Raw genomic sequence first — 19,899 nt, 5'->3', positions numbered from 1 at the left:
CACATGGCAGCAAAAAAAAGAGGATTGGGGCGCGGCTTGGATGCGCTGCTGGCGGATGTAGAGCAAGCGGAATCTGACATCAGTAATGATAGCTTGCAACATTTCACGCTGGAGCAGATTCAGCCGGGCAAGTATCAACCGCGCATGGATATGTCACAGGAGTCCTTGGAAGAACTAGCAGATTCAATTCGCGCGCAAGGCTTGGTTCAGCCAATTGTTGTGCGCCCTGTTGGAGATAATCGTTATGAAATTATTGCGGGTGAGCGTCGCTGGCGGGCTTCTAAACTAGCTGGACTAACCAGTGTTCCCGTATTGGTGAAAGATGTTTCGGATCGGAGCGCAATTGCGATGGCGCTGATTGAAAACATCCAGCGTGAGAATCTGAATCCGATGGAAGAGGCCAATGCGCTATTTCGACTCCGGGAGGAGTTTGAAATGACGCACCAGCAAGCCGCAGAAGCGGTTGGTAAGTCTCGAGCAACCGTGACAAATCTTTTGCGCCTCCGAAATTTACACGATTCGGTTAAACGACTGGTGGAAAACTGTGATCTGGAAATGGGCCATGCGAGAGCGCTGCTAGCACTGGAAGGCGAAGTGCAATCAGATGTCGCACAACAGGTGGTTGAAAAAGGCTTGTCTGTCCGCGAAACAGAGCAACTGGTTCGCCGCATTTTGAAGCCTGCCAAAATACCGGAAAAAACCAATCATGGTGCGCAGGCCGATGTGGAAGCACTGAATAATCAGTTAGTTGAAAAGCTGGGTGAGCAAGCCAGTCTCAAGCATCTCAGCAGTGGTAAAGGCCGGGTTGTTATTCAATACAAAACCGTCACAGAATTGAAAAAATTACTGTCCAGAATTAAGTGAATGACAGAATGCGTTGACCCCATCGCCGGCATCTATCTATAATGTCGCGATTTGCTTCAGGCAAAAGTGTAATCCGCGAGCAATGCAAGAAACACTTGTCAGAGTCAGGCCACTTAATACGGTATTGAAATGGCAGTGCTTAGTGCTCGGGCTTTTTACGGTTATTTTGTTTTTCTGGCAGGGGTTGCCGGCTGCGCTAAGTGGTTTATATGGGGCCACCATCGCAGTTTTCAATACTCTGTTAATGAAATGGCATTTGTATCGGGCAGCTTCGGTTGCCAGAGCGGATGCCGGTAAGAATTTAAGTAAAGCATATAGGTGTGTCATGGAGCGATGGTTTTTCACCATCGTGCTATTTGCCTTTGGCTTCTCGGTTTTGGCGCTGTCGCCATTGCCGTTGCTGGTGGGCTTTGTTGTGACACAGCTGATGCTGTTTTTGGGATATACCAAACAGGCTTGAAACCAGACATGGCAAGTGAACAAATCACCACATCAGAATATATCAAGCACCACCTTCAGAATTTGACCTTTGGTCAAAAACAAGTTGAAACCGAGCCGGGCGTCTGGCAGCCAAGTGGCGAATGGGGTTTCGCGATGTCCTCCGGCGAAGCAGCCAATATGGGGTTTTGGTCAATTAACGTTGACACCATGTTGATGTCGATTTTGCTGGGCGTGGCAATGATGTGGTTCTTCCGACGTGTTGCGGTCAATATCTCTGCCGGTATTCCCGGCGCGGTTCAAAATTTTGCAGAAATGATCATCGAATTCATCGATGATACCGTGAGAGGTTCTTTCTCCGGTGGTAAAAATAATCTTGTTGCGCCCCTGGCCTTAACGATATTCGTCTGGGTCTTTTTGATGAACCTAATGGACCTTATTCCGGTTGATTTAATCCCGATGGCCGTTATGTATGGTTCTGCGATGGCATTTGGTGTCGACCCACATGACGTTTTCTTCAAAATCGTGCCAACCACGGATCCCAATGCCACATTGGGTATGGCGCTGTTTGTATTCCTGTTGATGTTGTACTACAGCTTTAAAATTAAAGGTGTAGGCGGCTTTATCGGCGAGCTGACATTGCAGCCATTTGGCAAGTTTGCGTTGCCGATTAACTTTGTACTTGAAACCGTTACGCTTATTGCTAAGCCATTCTCTTTGGCGTTGCGGTTGTTCGGTAACATGTATGCCGGTGAAATGGTCTTTATTCTGATCGCGACCATGTATGGTGCCGGTATGATCATGGGTTCTTTCGCTGGTTTATTACAGCTTGGCTGGGCGATATTCCACATTTTGATTATTACCTTGCAGGCATTCATTTTCATGGTGCTCACTATCGTTTATCTAGATATGGCGCATCAGGAACATCATTGATTTGTTTGAGTTTTACTTTCTTTTTTTAGTTAATACTTACGTTGTAGGAGAGAAAAAATGGACATGGGTTTAGTTTACATTGCAGGTGCACTGATGATTGGTCTGGGCGCGCTGGGTGCGGCTATCGGTGTCGGCCTGTTGGGTGGTCGTTTCCTGGAAGCTGCTGCTCGCCAACCTGAGTTAGTACCAATGTTGCGTACACAATTCTTCCTGGTTGCAGGTCTGGTTGACGCGGTACCAATGATCGCGGTCGGTCTGGCGATGTATGTTCTATTCGCAGTGGCTGGTTAAGACGAATTTCAACCCCATTAGCGATAAACAAGAGGTACAGGCATGAATCTCAATGCAACCTTGATAGGTCAGCTCATTGCATTTGCGATCTTTGTCGCGTTTTGCATGAAATACGTTTGGCCGCCAATCATGCAAGCGTTGGAAGAGCGCAAAAAGAAAATTGCTGACGGTCTGGCTGCGGCTGAACGTGGTCGTCATGATGAAGAGCTGGCGATAAGACGTGCCCAGCAAGTCATTCATGAAGCGAAAGATCAGGCCAGTGAAATCGTTTCACAAGCGCAACGCCGTGGTAATGAAATCGTCGATGAAGCTAAAAACAACGCCCGTACAGAAGGTGAGCGTCTGTTGAACTCTGCGCGTGCAGAGATTGATCAGGAAGCAAACCGCGTTCGGGATGAGTTGCGTTCACAAGTCGCCGGTGTCGCCTTGGCGGGTGCGGGCAAAATCCTCAGTCGTGAGATTGATGATAAAGCGCACACCGACCTGATCGATGAGCTGGTCAGCCAAATCTAGAGGAATCACAGAGCATGGCAGAAGCAATAACCATCGCGCGCCCCTATGCTGTCGCGGCTTTTTCGCTGGCACAGGAAAAAAATGACTTGCAGGCTTGGACAGACTTGCTGGCAATCGTTTCGCAGTGTGCAGAAACAGCAGAAGTTCAGGCTGTCCTGACAAGCCCTGCCGTAAGCGATGTTCAAGCGGTCGATTTGCTGGCTGATGTGGCTGGTGGTGTTTCAGGCGATGCCAAGCATTTTTTATTGTTGCTGGCAGAGAATAACCGGCTGTTGTTATTGCCGGAAATTGCCGAACTATTTGGACAACTGCGCGCCGAAGCTGAGCAAATGATGCAGGCAGATGTCGTCACGGCGAAGCCACTGACAGACGCACAAAAAACCAGTATTGCAGCCGCGCTGAAAAAACGTCTTGGCAAAGAGGTCACGATAACCGAATCGGTGGATGACACATTGCTGGGTGGTGCGATTATTCGGGCAGGCGATCTGGTCATTGATGGATCTGCCTTAGGTAAATTGAACAGACTGGCCAACGCGATTCGCTAACCGGCCCGTTAAAGAGGAAACAAAGATGCAACTGAATTCAGCAGAAATCAGTGACCTGATCAAAAAGCGTATCGAAAGCTTTGATGGGGCTACTGAAGCGCGAACCGAAGGCACCGTTGTTGGTGTAACGGATGGTATCGTGCGTGTTCACGGTCTTGCCGATGTCATGTCCGGGGAAATGCTTGAGTTTCCGGGTAACACATTTGGTATGGCGCTTAACCTGGAGCGTGACTCCGTCGGTGCGGTAGTCCTGGGTAATTACCAGCACATCACCGAAGGCGATAAAGTTAAATGTACAGGTCGTATTCTTGAAGTCCCGACCGGTGAAGCCATGCTGGGGCGTGTTGTCGATTCATTGGGTAAACCAATCGATGGCAAAGGCGACATTAAAGCAGAGTCATCCTCGCCAATTGAGAAAGTCGCGCCGGGCGTTATTGCTCGCCAATCGGTTGATCAACCGATTCAAACCGGTCTGAAATCAATCGATGCGATGATTCCGGTGGGTCGTGGTCAGCGTGAGCTGATTATCGGTGACCGTCAAACCGGTAAAACCGCGATCGCTGTAGATACCATCATCAACCAAAAAGGGACCGGTGTTAAATGTATCTATGTGGCGATTGGCCAAAAAGCCTCTTCTATCGCCAACGTAGTGCGTAAACTGGAAGAACATGGCGCGCTGGAGCACACCATTATCGTTGCCGCTTCGGCATCAGATTCTGCGGCCCTCCAATTTATCGCGCCTTATGCGGGTTGCTCAATGGGTGAGTATTTCCGTGATAAAGGTGAAGACGCGCTGATTATTTATGATGATTTGACCAAGCAAGCTTGGGCATATCGTCAGGTTTCTTTGTTGCTGCGTCGTCCACCGGGCCGTGAAGCTTACCCAGGTGACGTTTTCTACTTGCACTCACGTTTGTTGGAGCGTGCGGCACGCGTCAATGCTGATTATGTTGAGCAAGTGACTAACGGCGCAGTAAAAGGTAAAACCGGTTCATTGACGGCGCTACCAATTATCGAAACCCAAGCGGGTGACGTATCGGCATTCGTACCAACCAACGTTATCTCGATTACAGACGGTCAGATTTTCTTGGAGACGGACCTGTTCAACTCCGGTATCCGTCCTGCGATTAACGCGGGTCTGTCGGTATCACGTGTCGGTGGTGCAGCACAAACCAAGATCATTAAAAAGCTGGGTGGCGGTATCCGTCTTGACTTGGCGCAATACCGTGAATTGGCTGCGTTTGCGCAATTCGCCTCAGATCTGGATGAAGCGACACGTGCCCAAATCAGCCGTGGTCAGCGTGTGACCGAGCTGATGAAACAGAAACAGTATCAACCACTGTCTGTTGCTGAAATGGCTATCTCATTGTTCTCAGCAAACGAAGGCTTCCTGGATGATGTTGATGTCGATAAAGTCGGCTCATTTGAAGCAGCGTTACTGGCGAATATGCGTTCAGAGCAAGCTGAGTTGATGGATACCATCAATAACACCGGTAACTTTGATGACGATGTCGCTGGCAAAATGCGCAGTGCTATTGAGAAGTTTAAAGCTAACGGCAGCTGGTAATCGGAGCATTATAAATGGCTAGCGGTAAAGAGATACGCACACAGATAGCAAGCATCAAAAGCACGCAGAAAATCACCTCTGCGATGGAGATGGTGGCTGCCAGTAAAATGCGTAAAGCTCAGGAACGCATGGCAGCGACGCGTCCTTATGCGGATAAAATTTACAATGTGATTCAGCATTTGGCTTTTGCCCATCCCGAATACAAACATCCGTATCTGCAAGATCGGGAAGAGAGTAAACGGGTGGGTTACATCGTCGTGTCTTCGGACCGGGGCTTGTGTGGTGGTCTGAACAATAATTTGTTCAAAGAAGTGTTGACTGAAATCCGCCAAAAAGCGGACCAAGGCATCGAAATTGATGTTTGTACCATCGGTCAAAAGGCATCTTCATTCTTTACTCGTCTGCCAGTCAATCTGGTTGGTCAGGCGGTGCAGTTGGGTGATGCGCCACGAGCACATGAGCTTATTGGTACAGTCAAGGTGATGCTGGACAAATACGAGTCTGGCGAAATTGATGCGCTGTATCTGGTTTACAACCAGTTCATCAACACGATGACCCAGGAAGACAAGATTGTCCGCCTGCTGCCTGCGAAACCTGAAAAGCCAGACGAAAATCTGGCGCACCACTGGGATTACATTTACGAACCAGATGCCAAAGAAGTATTGGATGATCTGCTGGTTCGTTACATTGAGTCGCTGGTTTATCAAGGTGTCGTTGAAAACATCGCTTGTGAACAAGCATCGCGCATGATCGCGATGAAAAATGCGACCGACAATGCCGGCAATCTTATTGATGATTTGCAACTGGTCTATAACAAGGCCCGCCAAGCTGCGATTACGCAGGAAATCTCTGAGATTGTCGCGGGTGCTGCTGCGGTATAACTGGAATAACAGGGGCTGAGAGCAGCCCGAACCTATTTGAAAGAGGAAGCGAGATGAGCTCTGGAAAGATTGTACAAATTATCGGTGCGGTCGTTGACGTGGAATTTCCCCGCGACAGTCTGCCAAAAGTTTATGACGCGCTACTGGTTGATGAAGTTGGTCTGACACTTGAAGTTCAACAACAACTTGGTGACGGCGTGGTCCGTGCGATTGCCATGGGTACCACCGATGGTTTGAAACGTGGTCTCGCGGTCAACAACACCGGCAAAGCGATCAGCGTGCCAGTGGGTAAACAGACATTGGGCCGTATCATGGACGTTCTAGGTAACCCTATCGACGAAAAAGGCGATATTGGTGAAGAAGAACGTTGGGGCATCCACCGTAAAGCACCGACCTTTGATGAACTGGCAGCCAGTAACGAACTGCTGGAAACCGGTATTAAAGTTATCGACCTGGTTTGCCCGTTTGCGAAGGGGGGTAAAGTTGGTCTGTTCGGTGGTGCCGGTGTTGGTAAAACCGTTAACATGATGGAGCTGATCCGTAACATCGCGATCGAGCACAGTGGTTACTCTGTATTCGCCGGTGTTGGTGAGCGTACCCGTGAAGGTAACGACTTCTATCATGAAATGACAGATTCAAACGTTATCGACAAAGTATCTCTGGTCTACGGTCAGATGAATGAGCCACCAGGTAACCGTCTGCGTGTTGCGTTGACCGGTCTGACCATGGCGGAATTCTTCCGTGATGAAGGCCGTGACGTTCTGTTCTTCGTTGATAACATCTACCGTTACACACTGGCCGGTACCGAAGTATCTGCCCTGTTGGGTCGTATGCCTTCTGCGGTAGGTTATCAGCCAACTCTGGCTGAAGAAATGGGTGTACTGCAAGAACGTATTACCTCAACTAAAGTCGGTTCTATCACTTCTATCCAAGCGGTATACGTACCTGCGGATGACTTGACTGACCCATCTCCAGCCACCACCTTTGCTCACTTGGACGCGACCGTTGTACTGTCACGTTCTATTGCTGAGCTGGGTATCTATCCTGCGATTGACCCGCTGGATTCGACTTCACGTCAGCTGGATCCACTGGTTGTTGGTAACGATCACTATGAGGTTGCTCGCGGCGTTCAGGGTACCTTGCAACGTTATAAAGAATTGAAAGACATCATCGCGATTCTGGGTATGGACGAACTGTCTGAAGAAGATAAACAGACCGTATCCCGTGCTCGTAAGATCCAGCGTTTTCTGTCTCAGCCGTTCTTCGTTGCCGAAGTCTTTACCGGTGCACCTGGTAAGTATGTTTCTTTGAAAGATACGCTGGCCGGCTTCCGTGGCATTCTGGATGGCGAGTATGATGCGCTGCCTGAACAAGCGTTCTATATGGTTGGTACCATCGAAGAAGCCGTTGAGAAAGCCAAGAAATATTAATTTTCGGAGGTAACGGATGGCTATGACTATCCATGTTGACATCGTAAGTGCCGAACAAGCCATTTATTCTGGCTCTGTCGAAGCCGTGATTGCCTCTGCTCAAGAAGGTGAGATTGGTATTTATCCACGCCATACGCCGTTAATGACACGTTTAAAGCCGGGCGAAGTCCGACTCTTAAAAGACGGTAGTGAAGAGCATTTTTATGTTTCTGGTGGCATGTTGGAAGTGCAACCGCATACCGTAACAATTTTGGCGGATACCGCTTTACGCGCCAATGATGTTGATGAAGCAGCAGCATTGGAAGCCAAGGCGGCAGCAGAAAAAGCGCTGCACGATAAAACCGATAAAGTTGATTATGCCGAAGCCGCTGCACAGCTAGCAGAAGCGATGGCACAGTTACGAAGCATTGAACGGATGCGTAAAGGTAAAGGTCGTTAAGAAACCTTGCCATTGTAATCCGGGGCCGTCTGATGACGGCCTTTTTTTTGCCTGAAAATTCGTGGTGATGCTAGCCGTGTCCGCAAACAGCACATCAGGTATCATGGCGTTAATTATCTCCAACAAATCAGAGTGTTTATGTCCCTGTCTATCGTTATTCTTGCCGCTGGCAAAGGCACGCGCATGAAATCCAGCCAACCTAAAGTCATGCATCAATTAGGTGGCAAAGCCTTATTGCAACATGTCATTGATACAGCAAAGCAATTGAATCCCCAACCACTTGTCGTTGTCTGTGGCAATGGCGCTGAAACGGTTGTCCCCTATGTTGAAGCTCAAGGTATAACGACCGTGATGCAACAGGAACAAAAAGGGACGGGACATGCGGTTGATCAGGCCAAAGCGTTATTTGCTGAATCACAGCAAACCTTGGTGTTGTATGGGGATGTGCCACTGATAGAGCTCAATACGCTGGATGAACTGATTAACACCGGTGGCGATAATACCCTGAAAATTCTCACCGCTTTATTAGAAAACCCAACGGGTTATGGTCGGATTGTCCGTGATGATGCGGACAATATTGTGCAGATTGTCGAAGAAAAAGATGCCGATGAAGCAACGCGCCAGATTAATGAAGTCAATACCGGCATCCTATGTATTCCTTCGGCATGGTTGGCTGAAGCGTTAAGCCAGTTAGATAACAACAATGCCCAAGGCGAATATTATCTGACCGATTTGATTGCCAAAGCGGCTGCACAAGGCATGCACATCGAATCCGTGATCTGTGAAGACGAGATGGAAGTCGCCGGTGTCAATAATCGCGTCCAGCTCGCCGAACTGGAAAGTTATTATCAACAAAATCGTGCTACGGATTTGATGATGGCTGGGGTGACGTTTCGTGACCCGGCACGAGTTGATATCCGTGGCGAGATTACTGCCGGACAGGACATAACCGTTGATATCAACGTCATCTTTGAAGGTACGAATACAATCGCCGATAACGTCAGCATTGGTGCCAATAGCATCATTATCAACAGCATTATCCATGAAGGTGCGGAGATTCTGCCGAACAGCATTATTGAAAATGCTGAGGTCGGTGCAAACTGTTCAGTCGGTCCTTATGCCCGTCTGCGTCCGGGTTCTGTACTCGCTGCCAAAGCCAAGATCGGTAACTTCGTTGAAGTGAAAAATGCCAATATCGGTCTGGGTTCCAAGGTGAATCATCTGAGCTATATCGGTGATACCGATATGGGTGCGGATGTGAATATTGGTGCCGGTACCATTACTTGTAACTATGATGGGGCGAATAAGCACCGCACTGTGATTGGGGATCGGGTGTTTGTGGGGTCGGATACGCAGTTGGTTGCGCCTGTTACTGTTGAGGATGGGGCGACGATTGGGGCGGGTTCGACGATTCGTAAAACGGCGCCTTCTGATGCTTTGACTTTGACTGTTTCTAAGCAGAAGACGGTTGAGGGGTGGAAGAGGCCGGTTAAGAAGAAGTGATGGATTGAAAGATCAAATTAACGGCGGAGTTTATCATGGAGCAATAAGCTATTTAACGATAGCCCTTGTTTGTTATTTTGTCTTCTTTGATATAAATATGATGAGTCAATTTTTTGGACAATTTTTAATAGCTTTTACTTCTGCTCTTGCAGGTGCCTTTACTGGTACAAGAGCTGCCATGCTTTGGCAAGCAAAGCGTGAAGACACTGCCAGAAATGAAGAAAATATTAGAGTAATCTTCACGTCATTGATGTTGTGTCAGCAGTACCATGATATGTGTGAAAAGCTATTGAAGCATTTTGGAGATCATCCAAGTGCAGAGAGGTGGATAAAAATAAACCTCATAGGCTTGAAGATGACACAAGAGAGCACTCATGATATTGGTTCTTTATATTCTGCTTTAGGGGCTAAAAATGGCTATCTGATCGAAGCTATACTTCATGCTGAGTGGGTTGCCAGATCAGCATTTAATGTCTCTCAAGAGCGTGATACAGAGTATCAAGCTGTGCAACAATCATTGATAGAGCATGGTGTTGGGAGATATGTTTCTGAAGTGCAGATGACTCAGCACATTGGGGACGGCTGGGTTACAAAACTTAAATCACTAACCAGTGAGCTTTATACAGCAACTAATGAAGGAATCAGACAAAATAAGATTGCCATAGAAAAACTTCGAAAGGCAAAAAACCTCCTCTACCCAGAAGACTAGATTGATAGCTTGCTCGGAGTTTAAAGAGCTATGGGGTCATGACTAGCTTAATAATAAGCTAATCAAATCAGAAAAGATGCTATTGAGCTAAACAGTTCTACCTAAATATTTGGGGTCAGTATAAAAATACAAAACTCTGTTGTTGACCTACACTCACACGCTGCCGCGGGGCGTTCATTTATTTTGCATGCCCAAAATAAACGAACCAAACAAAAGGGCACCCGATATTGCCTTCTCCCAAAAATTAAGCTTGTTTGATGGCGTGGTCGACAACTCGCTAGCGCTCAAACACTCGACCACTTCTTCCATCAAACAAACTCAATTTTTGGCGGCAATAAAACGGGACAAAAAGCCCACTCTCCCCGTTTGTGCTGGCGAGGAATGACAGCATTCAGATCTGATGGTGGCTAGGCTTGATTCGTGCATCTATGCCAATCACCCTTTAGGCGTTTCTGGCCTCCAAACACTCGATCACTCCACTCATAAAACAAGGCGGATTTTGGCGACAATAGACGGGATTGATGGACTTTTTCGTAGCCTGTACTGACCTTTTCCGGAGGGATGAGTATTTTCAGCAAATTCCTGACTAACAGGCTGAGATTTGCACACGCCTTTGTGGCGTCACAGTCGTATGATTTTGATCAGGACAGCAACAATGCTGTTTTATAAATTTTTTTGCATAAGGACACAATGATGAAGCTGATTTTTATTGCCAGTATGTTGCTGGCATTGAATGGTACGGCATTGGCGCAAGATCAAATTGAACGGATGACAGCAGATAAGATGCAGTCATTTCGCGCTGATGAGGTGAATTGGCAGCCAGAGGCAATTTTACCGGCTGGTGCAGAGAGTGTTGTGCTGGTTGGCGACCCGACCAAAGCCGGGGTATTTATTGCCTGGTTGAAATTTCCGGCGGATTACCCGATCCCGGCCCATACTCATCCGTTTACCGAAGTAATTACCGTCCTGAAAGGCAAGCTAGGCAATGGTATGGGCGAAACGTTTGATAAAACAAACGGTGAGGTGTTGAACGTTGGTGACAGCTTTGTGTTGCCTGCCGGTCATTCGCATTATGTCTGGACAAGCGATGAAGAAACCATTGTTGAACTGATTGCCACCGGCCCGTGGGATATTACGTATATCGATCCCGAGGATGATCCTAGAAATAATCCATAGAACCATAAGAGTCAGAAATAATTGATCCTATAACGTCACCGGTTCAGCAACTTAATTGAGCGTTTTACAGGCATTGTTGCGAGTATATCTTCTTTTTTTAACTTCAGATGTTGTCGCGGGGCGGGGCGTTCATTTAATTTGGCTTATGCATCCATGCCACTCACCTTTAGGGCGTCTCCGACGTCCAAATTTGTAAGCGTAGCGAGGGTTGGCCAATCCCCGGATAAACTGAGTAACGCAAGCGGTCAGGGAAATGGGCACACATTTCCCTGACTCGCCATTAAGGCGAAATAAGCTTTTAATTAATCACTTAAATAAATATCAGGTATGAGCGTAGATTTGCCAGAGTTTATAACAAACTGGTGCCAATAAAGCCTACTGTCAAAGCGGTCACCACAAAAGACAGCAATGCTAAAACACCATCTCGAGCTATTAACGCCAAACCAAATGCCAGCAGAGCAATGCCGGCGGCATTGGCACTGAACGGAATCACTTCCATAAACGGTAACAATAAAGCAATCATGATGGCGGCGCTGGCAATCGCATATTTGGCTTTGCCGCTCACTAATATAAGTAGTCTTGGTTGAATCAATTTATCGATGAAGCGGGCCGGTTTTCTCAACCAATCTATGGCTTTACTGAGTTTGTCGCTGTCTATCGCACGTTCCTGTAACCAGTTGGGTAACCAGAAATGTTGTTGTCCAAGCAGCAATTGAATCGCCATCAATAAAACAAAAAACGCCATGATGGTTGGTACGCCAGGGATGTCACCGATAACGGGTGCCAATATGACCAGTCCAGCCAGCAACAATAATGGCCCAAATGAACGATGGCCAATCATCTCCATGATGGTGGCAATAGAGACTTTTCCATTACGGTTTTTCTCTGCTGCTTCAGCGAGACAATCAAGCAATTGTTCGAGATTGGTCACTGCCTCATGTTGCCCCATAAAAGTTACCTGCTATCGTTAAGCCGTTATTTTGTTATAAATCTGATGACCCTTGCGGGTGATGAATTTGAAGGGGTCTACTTTACCTGCTCGCCGTGACAGTTTAAATAAACGTTTAATCTAAAAACCATTAACATTCGGGAGTTTACGGAGGTTCCATCTGAGCCGGTATGATGGCTATTGTTCAGATCTCAGTTAAGACATAACGCCAAATAATTTAGTAAAGAGCTAGACAGGGCCATTAATAATCCGATATTCTATCGTTCATTAGATTAATGGATTGATAAGTGCAAAACCAATACGTTCTTTCTCAATACACTGAAGCCGCGGCGTTATTTCATGCGTTATCGGATGCTGGCCGTTTGCGGACACTGGCGATTTTGGCAGAGCAGTCTTCCTCAGTCAGTCATCTGGCAGAGGTGACAGGAGAACGGATCGGAACGGTCTCGGCGCGTTTAAAAGTGTTACTGCAAGCCAATTTGGTGACACGTCGTCGGGAAGGGCAGTCTGCAATTTATTCGATTGCCGATCAGCATGTTTTGGAACTGATTCACAACGCTTTAGAGCATGTGAACGAGTAGGGATAAACCTCATTAGGAGAATAGATTATGGCAACGTGTAACGAACATCATGGCTCACACACGCATCAACATGGTCCAGATTGTGGCCATACGGCAATTAAACACGGTGATCATGTCGATTATTTACATGATGGGCATTTGCATCACCCGCATCAGGATCATGTCGATGAACACCGGCTTGAAGTCACGGCTGAAAATCCGGATGGTTGTGACCATGGTCATGATTGCAGCGGTCATGCCGAGGGCCATGTTCATGGACCTGATTGCGGTCATGAGGCAGTGCCGCATGGTGATCACGTAGATTATCTCGTGGCTGGTCACTTGCATCACCCGCATGGCGATCATTGTGATGACCACGGTGCGGTTAAGGTGGTGTCAGGCTAATTTGTCAGGACAAAAGACACCGGGCGTTATCAAATACTTCGCGATAACGCCCGGTTTTTTGGTTTTTTATGTTGGGTTTGCTAAAAATCAGGCTTCGGCTAAGGTCATGGCCTGTAGGTAATTGGCAAGGCCGGTTTTCTCAATCAGACCAAGCTGTTGCTCCAACCAGTGCGTATGGTCAAGTTCGGTGTCTTGCAGCTGTTGCAGCAGCATTTGCCGGGTTTCGTAGTCCCCTTCCGCTTCACACAGGGCGATTCCTTGGCGCAGGTTGTTGACGACGGCGTATTCCAAATCCAGATCGTTTTGCAGCATTTCCGGTACCGTTTTACCTACACGTAACGGTTCACGATGTGTTAAATCCGGGGTGCCTTCCAGAAATAGCAGACGTTTGATCATTTGATCGGCGTGATCGGTTTCATCCTGCATTTCGTGTGCGATGCGGTTGTAAAGACGGGTCAGCCCCCAATCTTCGTACATGCGCGAATGAATAAAGTACTGATCCATGGCGGTCAGCTCACCCGCCAACAGTTTGTTGAGTAAATCAATCACTTTTTGGCTGCCTTTCATGGCGGCTCCTGTAATGTTAAGTCGATAAGAATATTGTGGCGGCTTGGCTGTAAGTTGTCGAGGTCGGTTAAATGACACCAAAAGCCAGCATGGCATCGGCCACGCGTCTGAAACCGGCAATATTAGCACCGACAACGTAGTTGCCGGGCACGCCAAATTCTTCGGCAGTTTGGCAGCACTGGCGGTGAATATTGTTCATGATCTCATATAGCCGTTCTTCACTGTATTCAAATCCGGAGTGGCGCGTGGCATTGTGTTGCATTTCAAGTGCAGAAGAAGCCACACCGCCTGCATTGGCTGCTTTACCGGGCCCATAGGCAATCTGATTATCCAGAAAGACGGCAACGGCTTCCGGCGTGCAGGGCATATTGGCGCCTTCGCAAACGGCAATACAGCCTTGCTGAATAAGCTTGTTGGCATCCTTTTCGTGGAGTTCATTTTGCGTTGCACAAGGAAAAGCAACGTCACAGGGAATATCCCAAATATTACCGTTTTTAATGTATTCCGCATGGGGGTGATGATCACGGTAAGCGGTTAGCCTGTCACGATCCTGCTCTTTAATCTGAATCAGGGTTTTGATATCCAGGCCGTTTTCATCAATGATGACACCATCAGAGTCCGAGCAGGCAATGACGCGGGCGCCAATCGAATGCAGTTTTTCGATGGCATACAGGGCGACATTACCTGAGCCGGAAACCACACAGGTTTTATTACATAACTCGGTCTCTTTCATGGCGAGCATGGCTTCGGCGAAGTAAACGACGCCATAACCGGTGGCTTTTTTGCGAATAACGGTGCCACCCCAGCCGGGGCTTTTGCCAGTTATTACGCCGGACTCATATCGGTTGGTAATGCGTTTGTACTGGCCAAACAGATAACCAATTTCACGGGTACCAACGCCAATATCGCCAGCAGGGACGTCGGTTGAATCCCCAATATGCCGGTACAGCTCGGTCATAAAGCTTTGGCAAAAGCGCATGACTTCCGCATCAGATTTACCCTTAGGATCAAAGTCCGCTCCCCCTTTACCGCTGCCAATCGGTAAGCCCGTCAACGCATTTTTAAAGGTTTGTTCAAACGCCAGAAATTTCATGGTGCCAATGGTAACGGCAGGGTGAAAGCGCAGGCCACCTTTGTACGGCCCAATCGCGCTATTAAAGTTAATACGAAAGCCGCGATTGATTTGTATTTGTCCGGCATCATCCTGCCACGGCACACGGAAAATGATTTGACGTTCAGGCTCGCACAGATGCTCGATAATATTGTGACGTTGGTATTCTGGGTGCCGCGCTAATACGGGGGTGAGTGTTTCCAGAACTTCATGTAATGCCTGATGAAATTCGGGTTCGCCGGGGTTACGCGCAACAATGCGGTCGTAAAGTGTAGTGATTGCAGAAGCGTCTTTGCTCATGGTGGGCCTTCTAATGGTCATAAAATATGATTTTCGATCGCCAATGACAGACATGGCGTGGAATACAAAGAACCGGCCGAAGCCGGTTCACAGGCAAGGCATTGTAAAGTTAGCGTAACAGCAAGCGCAGTGTGCGGTCACCCCGAACCAGCCGGATGATGAGATCAGACTGATTTTGCACCAAAGGTTTCAGTGCTTCGAGATTTTTGATTGGCCGTTGATTAACGGCGATAATAATATCGTTGGCGCGCAACCCCGCTTGCCAGGCAGGGCTATCCGGTTCGACCCGATAAATCAGTACGCCCTCAATCCGTCCATAGTATGGGGATGTTTGGTCAATATCTTCAAACGTCACGCCACCCAGCTTGGGATGGACATTTTGACTGGCGGTGCTTTGTACCTGCGTTTCCGTGATTTTGGTTTTCAAGGTTTTTGCTTTGCCATCACGGACAATATCGAGCACAACAGTTTGACCGACCATCAACAAGCCGATGGTGTTTCGCATGTTGGCGGCATTTTTCAGTGACACATTATTCACAGCCGTCACGACATCACCGACTTTGAGGCCGGCTTTTTCTGCGGCTGAATCAGGAAGCACACGGGTGACAACCGCGCCGGTCTGCGTGTCAGTATTAAATGCATCGGCCAAATCAGGCGTAATATCCTGCATTTGCACACCCAGATAGGCGCGTCTGACTTCACCATATTTCAACAAGTGGTCAGTCACTTGTTTGACGAGGTTACTGGGAATGGCGAAACCGATACCAATATTGCCCGCATTTTGCGGTGAGAAAATGGCGGTATTAATGCCAACCAATTCACCACGCAAGTTGACCAGTGCGCCGCCCGAGTTACCGGGGTTAATGGAGGCATCCGTTTGAATAAAGTTTTCATAGCCTTCCAGACCGAGTCCGCTACGGCCAAGGGCGCTGACAATACCGGAAGTAACGGTTTGTCCTAGACCAAACGGGTTGCCAATCGCGACGACAAAATCACCCACCGCTAACTTGTCTGAGTCTGCCAAGGACAGGGCTCGCAGATTTTCAGCAGGAATTTTTATCAGTGCCACATCCGTTGCTGGATCGGTACCAACAACTTCCGCCTGCATCGTGCGACCATCAAATAACGAAACCGTAATTTCATCAGCGCGTTGGATGACATGATTGTTGGTCAACACGAGACCGGCTTTGGCATCAAAAATCACGCCGGAGCCCAGACTTTGTGCCTGTCTGGTGCGGGGCCGATCTGGCAGGTTAAAAAAACGTCTAAAGAACGGATCGTTCATCAACGGGTTATCGCGAACGGCCACTTCAGCACGCGTGGCAATGTTGACAACAGCGGGTTTGCTGCTGTCGAGCATGGGTGCCAGCGTCGGCATTTTTTGGTCTGAACCCAACCACGGAAAAGGCAGGGCTGCAAAGGCTAATTGGCCGATGAGGCTGAGACCTGCCAGCCACAATATCGCAGATTTAACGTGTGTCATGATGTGCTCCGTCAGAATGCGTTATCCATCGCCTCACGGGGATTAAACTCAAAGGTATCTGCCATTTTTCGATACAACACTTTCTGCGTATCGGTTGCCGCCGGCGGGGTTTGAATTTGTAAAACCACAAACTGATCGCCCGCCGTTTTACCTGGTAAACCACGTCCTTTCAGGCGCATTTTCTGGCCACTGCGTGCGCCAGCAGGAATCGTCAGACTGATTTTTCCGGCCAGCGTTGGCACGGTGACTTTGGTACCGAGTGCTGCTTCCCATGGACTTAAAGGTAAATCCAGATAGAGATCTTTACCGTCGATTCGGAAAAATGCGTGGCTGGCAATCTGTACTTCTAAATATAAATCACCGGCTTTGCCGCCCATGCCAGCCTTACCTTGGCCGCTAAGACGAATTTTTTGACCCGGACTGACGCCGGCCGGAATTTTGACATTAACCGTTCCATTCTGGGTCGCCCCTGTGGGGCGACGGATGGTTTTGCTGGCGCCTTTAAATGCCTCTTCGAGACTAATGGTAATCTTGGCGTTAACGTCTTCACCCTGTGCAAAAAAACGGTCACCACGGCCCCGGCCGCCGCCCCCCATTCCGGAAAACATATTTTCAAAGAAGCTGCTGAAGTTACCCTGACCAAAGCCACCTGCACTCTCATCCCAGCCAGGTGGTGGATTGAAGGATTGACCATGGCGGTATTGGCCGCCAAATTGATCGTACTGGGCACGCTTTTCGGCATCCCGAAGCACCTCATAGGCTTCACCCACTTCTTTAAAACGATCCTCCGCATCAGCTTCTTTACTGACATCAGGATGATATTTACGCGCAAGGCGGCGGTACGCCTTCTTTATTTCGTCGGCGCTGGCCTGACGATCTACGCCAAGAATTTTGTAATAGTCTTTATATTCCATGCCCGTCGTACTTATTAATTTAAATCAGGTAAATGGGGAGTGAGCCAACGGTTTTCAAGCAATTTCAGGATTTTTCTGATGTCTCAGCGGGAGCATTGTGAAATCATATTTCCACTATTTCACGTTTTTGTCAGGAAGGTTGTCAATGATGACATCATTTAAAAAAATACCATTATATGTGGCATTGGCTTGTGCCGGTTTGCCACTCAGTGTCGCTGCAGAGGATGCCGATGAGACCGCCACACTCGATGAGTTGGTGGTTACGGGTACCCGCAGTGCTTCACCGTTGCTGGAGTTGTCTGGTAATACCGGTCGTGTTTCTGAAGCAGAAATCGATTTGGTCCGACCTGATCATGTCACCCAGATCATTAACCGTGTCAGTGGGGTCAATGTGCAACGCGGTAATGGTCAAGAGCATTTAACCTCAATTCGTTCGCCAGTGTTGTCGGGTGGCGCGGGTGCCGGTTCCTTCTTGTTTTTGGAGGATGGCATTCCTTTGCGGGCAGCGGGTTTTGCCAACGTAAATGGGTTGTTTGAAGCTAATTATGAATTGGCTGGCGGGCTGGAAGTGGTGCGTGGCCCAGGTAGTGCTTTTTATGGTTCAAACGCCGTACATGGCTTGGTGAATGTATTAACGCGGGCGCCATCTTTGGATTTGGAGCGCGAAATCGATATTTCTGTCGGGCCACACGATTTATACAAATTGAAAGGGACGATTAGTGATACGGTGGGGCGTCACGGCTACCGGCTTAGTGCCATTGGTACCACTGATGGTGGCTATGTTAGCGAGTCTGGTTATGATCAACAAAAAATCAGCTTTCGCCACGATTATTATGGAGAAAGAGATTCTTTCAAAACCATTTTTAGTCATACAAATCTGAATCAGGAAACAGCCGGTTATATCGTTGGTTTTAAAGCCTATGAGGATGAGTCCCTGTCTCGGACAAACCCTAACCCGGAAGCTTATCGTGATGCGAAATCGACACGGCTTTCGACAGAGTGGGAACGTCAACTGACCGATAGTTCAACGTTTCGATTGACACCCTATGTTCGTCATACCGAAATGGAATTTTTGATGCACTTCCTGCCGGGGCAGCCGGTTGAGAAAAACAAACATAGCAGCATTGGCTTGTTAAGTGCCTACACCAAAGATTTAGAGGGTGGCCACAAAGTTATTTTTGGTACCGACCTTGAATATACAGAGGGCAGTTTGTCTGAAGTTCAGTTTAACCCGCGTCCATTTCCAGGACCGTTTATTCCGGGCGTGCATTATGACTATGATGTCGATGCGACGGTCATCGCACCCTATGTGCACTCAGAGTGGCAGATACTTGATAAAACCCGTCTGACAGCGGGGCTGCGCTATGAATATACTCGTTATGACTACACCAACAATACCGGTTCTCGTACATTGGCTGGCAGCAGTCGTTACCTGCGCCCAGACAGTGATGTTGATACCTTCAGCAACTTGAGCCCAAAACTGGGGCTGGTTCAAGAGTTAAGTGAAGACACCAGTGCCTTCATTAACTACGCACGCGGTAACCGGGCGCCACAAACGACTGACTTATATCGGGCGCAAATTCGACCAACTGAAAATGGCGGTACCGCTGATTCAGAAGAAATCGATAGCATTGAAATAGGAGTACGCAAATTGGGTGAAGGGCTGCAATATGAAATCGCCGCTTATCACATGAAAAAGCGTGATTACTTCTTTACAGATAGCGCGGATACCAATGTCCCTGATGGTAAAACCGAGCATACCGGTTTGGAACTGGGCATGTTCTACCCGTTTAACGATCAGTTTGATATCGCGGCTAACGTAACTTTTGCCAAACATGAATACGACTTTGATAAAGCTGATGCCAACATTGAAGATGGCAGCTATCTGGTAACAGCGCCGAAACGGATGGCAAACATTCGGTTAGGCTGGAATCCCACCCAGCAGACTCGGGCAGAGCTGGAGTGGCTGCACATGAGCGAATACTATCTCAATGATGCCAACACTTTTAAATATGAAGGCCATGATGTGTTCAACCTGTATTTGTCACATGAGGTGAATAGCAGTCTGACCTTATATGGTCGTGTGCAAAATCTCTTTAATACAGAGTATGCAGAGCGGGCTGATTACAACGCTAACATTCCGGATTACCGCTATTTTGTTGGTGAAAAGCGTTACCTGCATGTTGGTGCCAGCTATCGCTTTTAATTGATAAGCAACACAATAAGACGGCCGCTTCTCAGCGGCCGTTTTTGTTTGTACAGCTATAATTACACTTACAATGGATATGATATATCATAATGTATTGTTTTACTTAATTTTA

At 48.0% G+C, this 19,899-nt stretch carries 21 protein-coding genes; 16 read left to right on the top strand and 5 right to left on the bottom strand.

The features are described 5' to 3' along the window. Positions 1-3: 3 nt before the first annotated feature. From Q7C_RS09240 to Q7C_RS09175, 13 genes are all read left to right on the top strand, one after another. Positions 4-864 (top strand): ParB/RepB/Spo0J family partition protein, encoded by an 861-nt coding sequence (locus Q7C_RS09240; RefSeq protein WP_014704480.1) that lies wholly within the window; start codon positions 4-6, stop codon positions 862-864. Positions 865-946: 82 nt separating this feature from the next. Further along, complete coding sequence (locus tag Q7C_RS09235) at positions 947-1,324, top strand: ATP synthase subunit I (RefSeq protein WP_014704479.1); 378 nt, start codon at positions 947-949, stop codon at positions 1,322-1,324. A gap of 8 nt (positions 1,325-1,332) precedes the next feature. Then, a complete protein-coding gene (gene atpB, locus Q7C_RS09230; RefSeq protein ID WP_014704478.1) occupies positions 1,333-2,235 on the top strand; it encodes a F0F1 ATP synthase subunit A in 903 nt (300 codons plus the stop codon). Positions 2,236-2,292: 57 nt separating this feature from the next. Further along, positions 2,293-2,526 carry a F0F1 ATP synthase subunit C gene (atpE, locus tag Q7C_RS09225; RefSeq protein ID WP_007144166.1) on the top strand — a complete coding sequence of 78 codons (234 nt, stop codon included), beginning with the start codon at positions 2,293-2,295 and terminating at the stop codon, positions 2,524-2,526. A gap of 42 nt (positions 2,527-2,568) precedes the next feature. Then, a complete protein-coding gene (locus Q7C_RS09220; protein ID WP_014704477.1) occupies positions 2,569-3,039 on the top strand; it encodes a F0F1 ATP synthase subunit B in 471 nt (156 codons plus the stop codon). Between the two features lie 14 nt (positions 3,040-3,053). Beyond that, complete coding sequence (locus Q7C_RS09215) at positions 3,054-3,584, top strand: F0F1 ATP synthase subunit delta (protein ID WP_014704476.1); 531 nt, start codon at positions 3,054-3,056, stop codon at positions 3,582-3,584. Between the two features lie 25 nt (positions 3,585-3,609). Further along, the gene (gene atpA, locus Q7C_RS09210) at positions 3,610-5,151 is read left to right on the top strand and encodes a F0F1 ATP synthase subunit alpha (protein ID WP_014704475.1); all 1,542 of its coding nucleotides are present in this window, start codon (positions 3,610-3,612) and stop codon (positions 5,149-5,151) included. Between the two features lie 14 nt (positions 5,152-5,165). Continuing rightward, entirely contained in the window at positions 5,166-6,032 is an 867-nt protein-coding gene (gene atpG / locus Q7C_RS09205) for a F0F1 ATP synthase subunit gamma (protein WP_014704474.1), read from the top strand. A gap of 53 nt (positions 6,033-6,085) precedes the next feature. Then, positions 6,086-7,462, top strand: coding sequence for a F0F1 ATP synthase subunit beta (gene atpD / locus Q7C_RS09200; protein WP_014704473.1), 1,377 nt, complete (start codon positions 6,086-6,088; stop codon positions 7,460-7,462). 16 nt (positions 7,463-7,478) lie between these two features. After that, the gene (locus Q7C_RS09195; RefSeq protein ID WP_014704472.1) at positions 7,479-7,901 is read left to right on the top strand and encodes a F0F1 ATP synthase subunit epsilon; all 423 of its coding nucleotides are present in this window, start codon (positions 7,479-7,481) and stop codon (positions 7,899-7,901) included. Positions 7,902-8,039: 138 nt separating this feature from the next. After that, entirely contained in the window at positions 8,040-9,404 is a 1,365-nt protein-coding gene (gene glmU, locus Q7C_RS09190) for a bifunctional UDP-N-acetylglucosamine diphosphorylase/glucosamine-1-phosphate N-acetyltransferase GlmU (RefSeq protein ID WP_014704470.1), read from the top strand. A gap of 4 nt (positions 9,405-9,408) precedes the next feature. Continuing rightward, on the top strand, positions 9,409-10,113 hold the full coding sequence (locus Q7C_RS09185; protein ID WP_041366689.1) for a hypothetical protein: 705 nt from the start codon (positions 9,409-9,411) through the stop codon (positions 10,111-10,113). 690 nt (positions 10,114-10,803) lie between these two features. Further along, positions 10,804-11,289 (top strand): cupin domain-containing protein, encoded by a 486-nt coding sequence (locus Q7C_RS09175; RefSeq protein WP_202946504.1) that lies wholly within the window; start codon positions 10,804-10,806, stop codon positions 11,287-11,289. A gap of 349 nt (positions 11,290-11,638) precedes the next feature. Here the strand turns inward: Q7C_RS09175 and Q7C_RS09170 are convergent, their stop codons facing one another. Next, entirely contained in the window at positions 11,639-12,238 is a 600-nt protein-coding gene (locus Q7C_RS09170) for an exopolysaccharide biosynthesis protein (protein WP_014704466.1), read from the bottom strand. A gap of 287 nt (positions 12,239-12,525) precedes the next feature. Here Q7C_RS09170 and Q7C_RS13790 point away from each other — a divergent pair, with 287 nt between their 5' ends. Together Q7C_RS13790 and Q7C_RS13785 are read left to right on the top strand one after the other, a co-directional pair. Continuing rightward, entirely contained in the window at positions 12,526-12,819 is a 294-nt protein-coding gene (locus tag Q7C_RS13790; protein WP_014704465.1) for an ArsR/SmtB family transcription factor, read from the top strand. A 27-nt stretch (positions 12,820-12,846) separates the two neighbouring features. Then, entirely contained in the window at positions 12,847-13,203 is a 357-nt protein-coding gene (locus tag Q7C_RS13785; RefSeq protein ID WP_014704464.1) for a hypothetical protein, read from the top strand. An 87-nt stretch (positions 13,204-13,290) separates the two neighbouring features. Here the strand turns inward: Q7C_RS13785 and bfr are convergent, their stop codons facing one another. From bfr to Q7C_RS09140, 4 genes are all read right to left on the bottom strand, one after another. Next, entirely contained in the window at positions 13,291-13,770 is a 480-nt protein-coding gene (gene bfr, locus Q7C_RS09155) for a bacterioferritin (protein ID WP_014704463.1), read from the bottom strand. A gap of 67 nt (positions 13,771-13,837) precedes the next feature. Continuing rightward, positions 13,838-15,181 (bottom strand): NADP-specific glutamate dehydrogenase, encoded by a 1,344-nt coding sequence (gene gdhA / locus Q7C_RS09150; RefSeq protein ID WP_014704462.1) that lies wholly within the window; start codon positions 15,179-15,181, stop codon positions 13,838-13,840. Positions 15,182-15,290: 109 nt separating this feature from the next. Further along, positions 15,291-16,664: a DegQ family serine endoprotease gene (locus tag Q7C_RS09145; protein WP_014704461.1), complete on the bottom strand. Its 1,374-nt coding sequence runs from the start codon at positions 16,662-16,664 to the stop codon at positions 15,291-15,293. An 11-nt stretch (positions 16,665-16,675) separates the two neighbouring features. Further along, the gene (locus tag Q7C_RS09140) at positions 16,676-17,578 is read right to left on the bottom strand and encodes a DnaJ C-terminal domain-containing protein (RefSeq protein WP_014704460.1); all 903 of its coding nucleotides are present in this window, start codon (positions 17,576-17,578) and stop codon (positions 16,676-16,678) included. Between the two features lie 145 nt (positions 17,579-17,723). Between Q7C_RS09140 and Q7C_RS09135 the strand changes: the two genes are divergently transcribed. Continuing rightward, positions 17,724-19,784: a TonB-dependent receptor gene (locus Q7C_RS09135; RefSeq protein ID WP_014704459.1), complete on the top strand. Its 2,061-nt coding sequence runs from the start codon at positions 17,724-17,726 to the stop codon at positions 19,782-19,784. Positions 19,785-19,899 lie beyond the last annotated feature (115 nt).

The organism is Methylophaga frappieri (assembly GCF_000260965.1).
Classification (GTDB): domain Bacteria; phylum Pseudomonadota; class Gammaproteobacteria; order Nitrosococcales; family Methylophagaceae; genus Methylophaga; species Methylophaga frappieri.
Note: the sequence above shows the minus strand (reverse complement) of the source record. Positions and strands in the feature narration are given on the sequence as shown.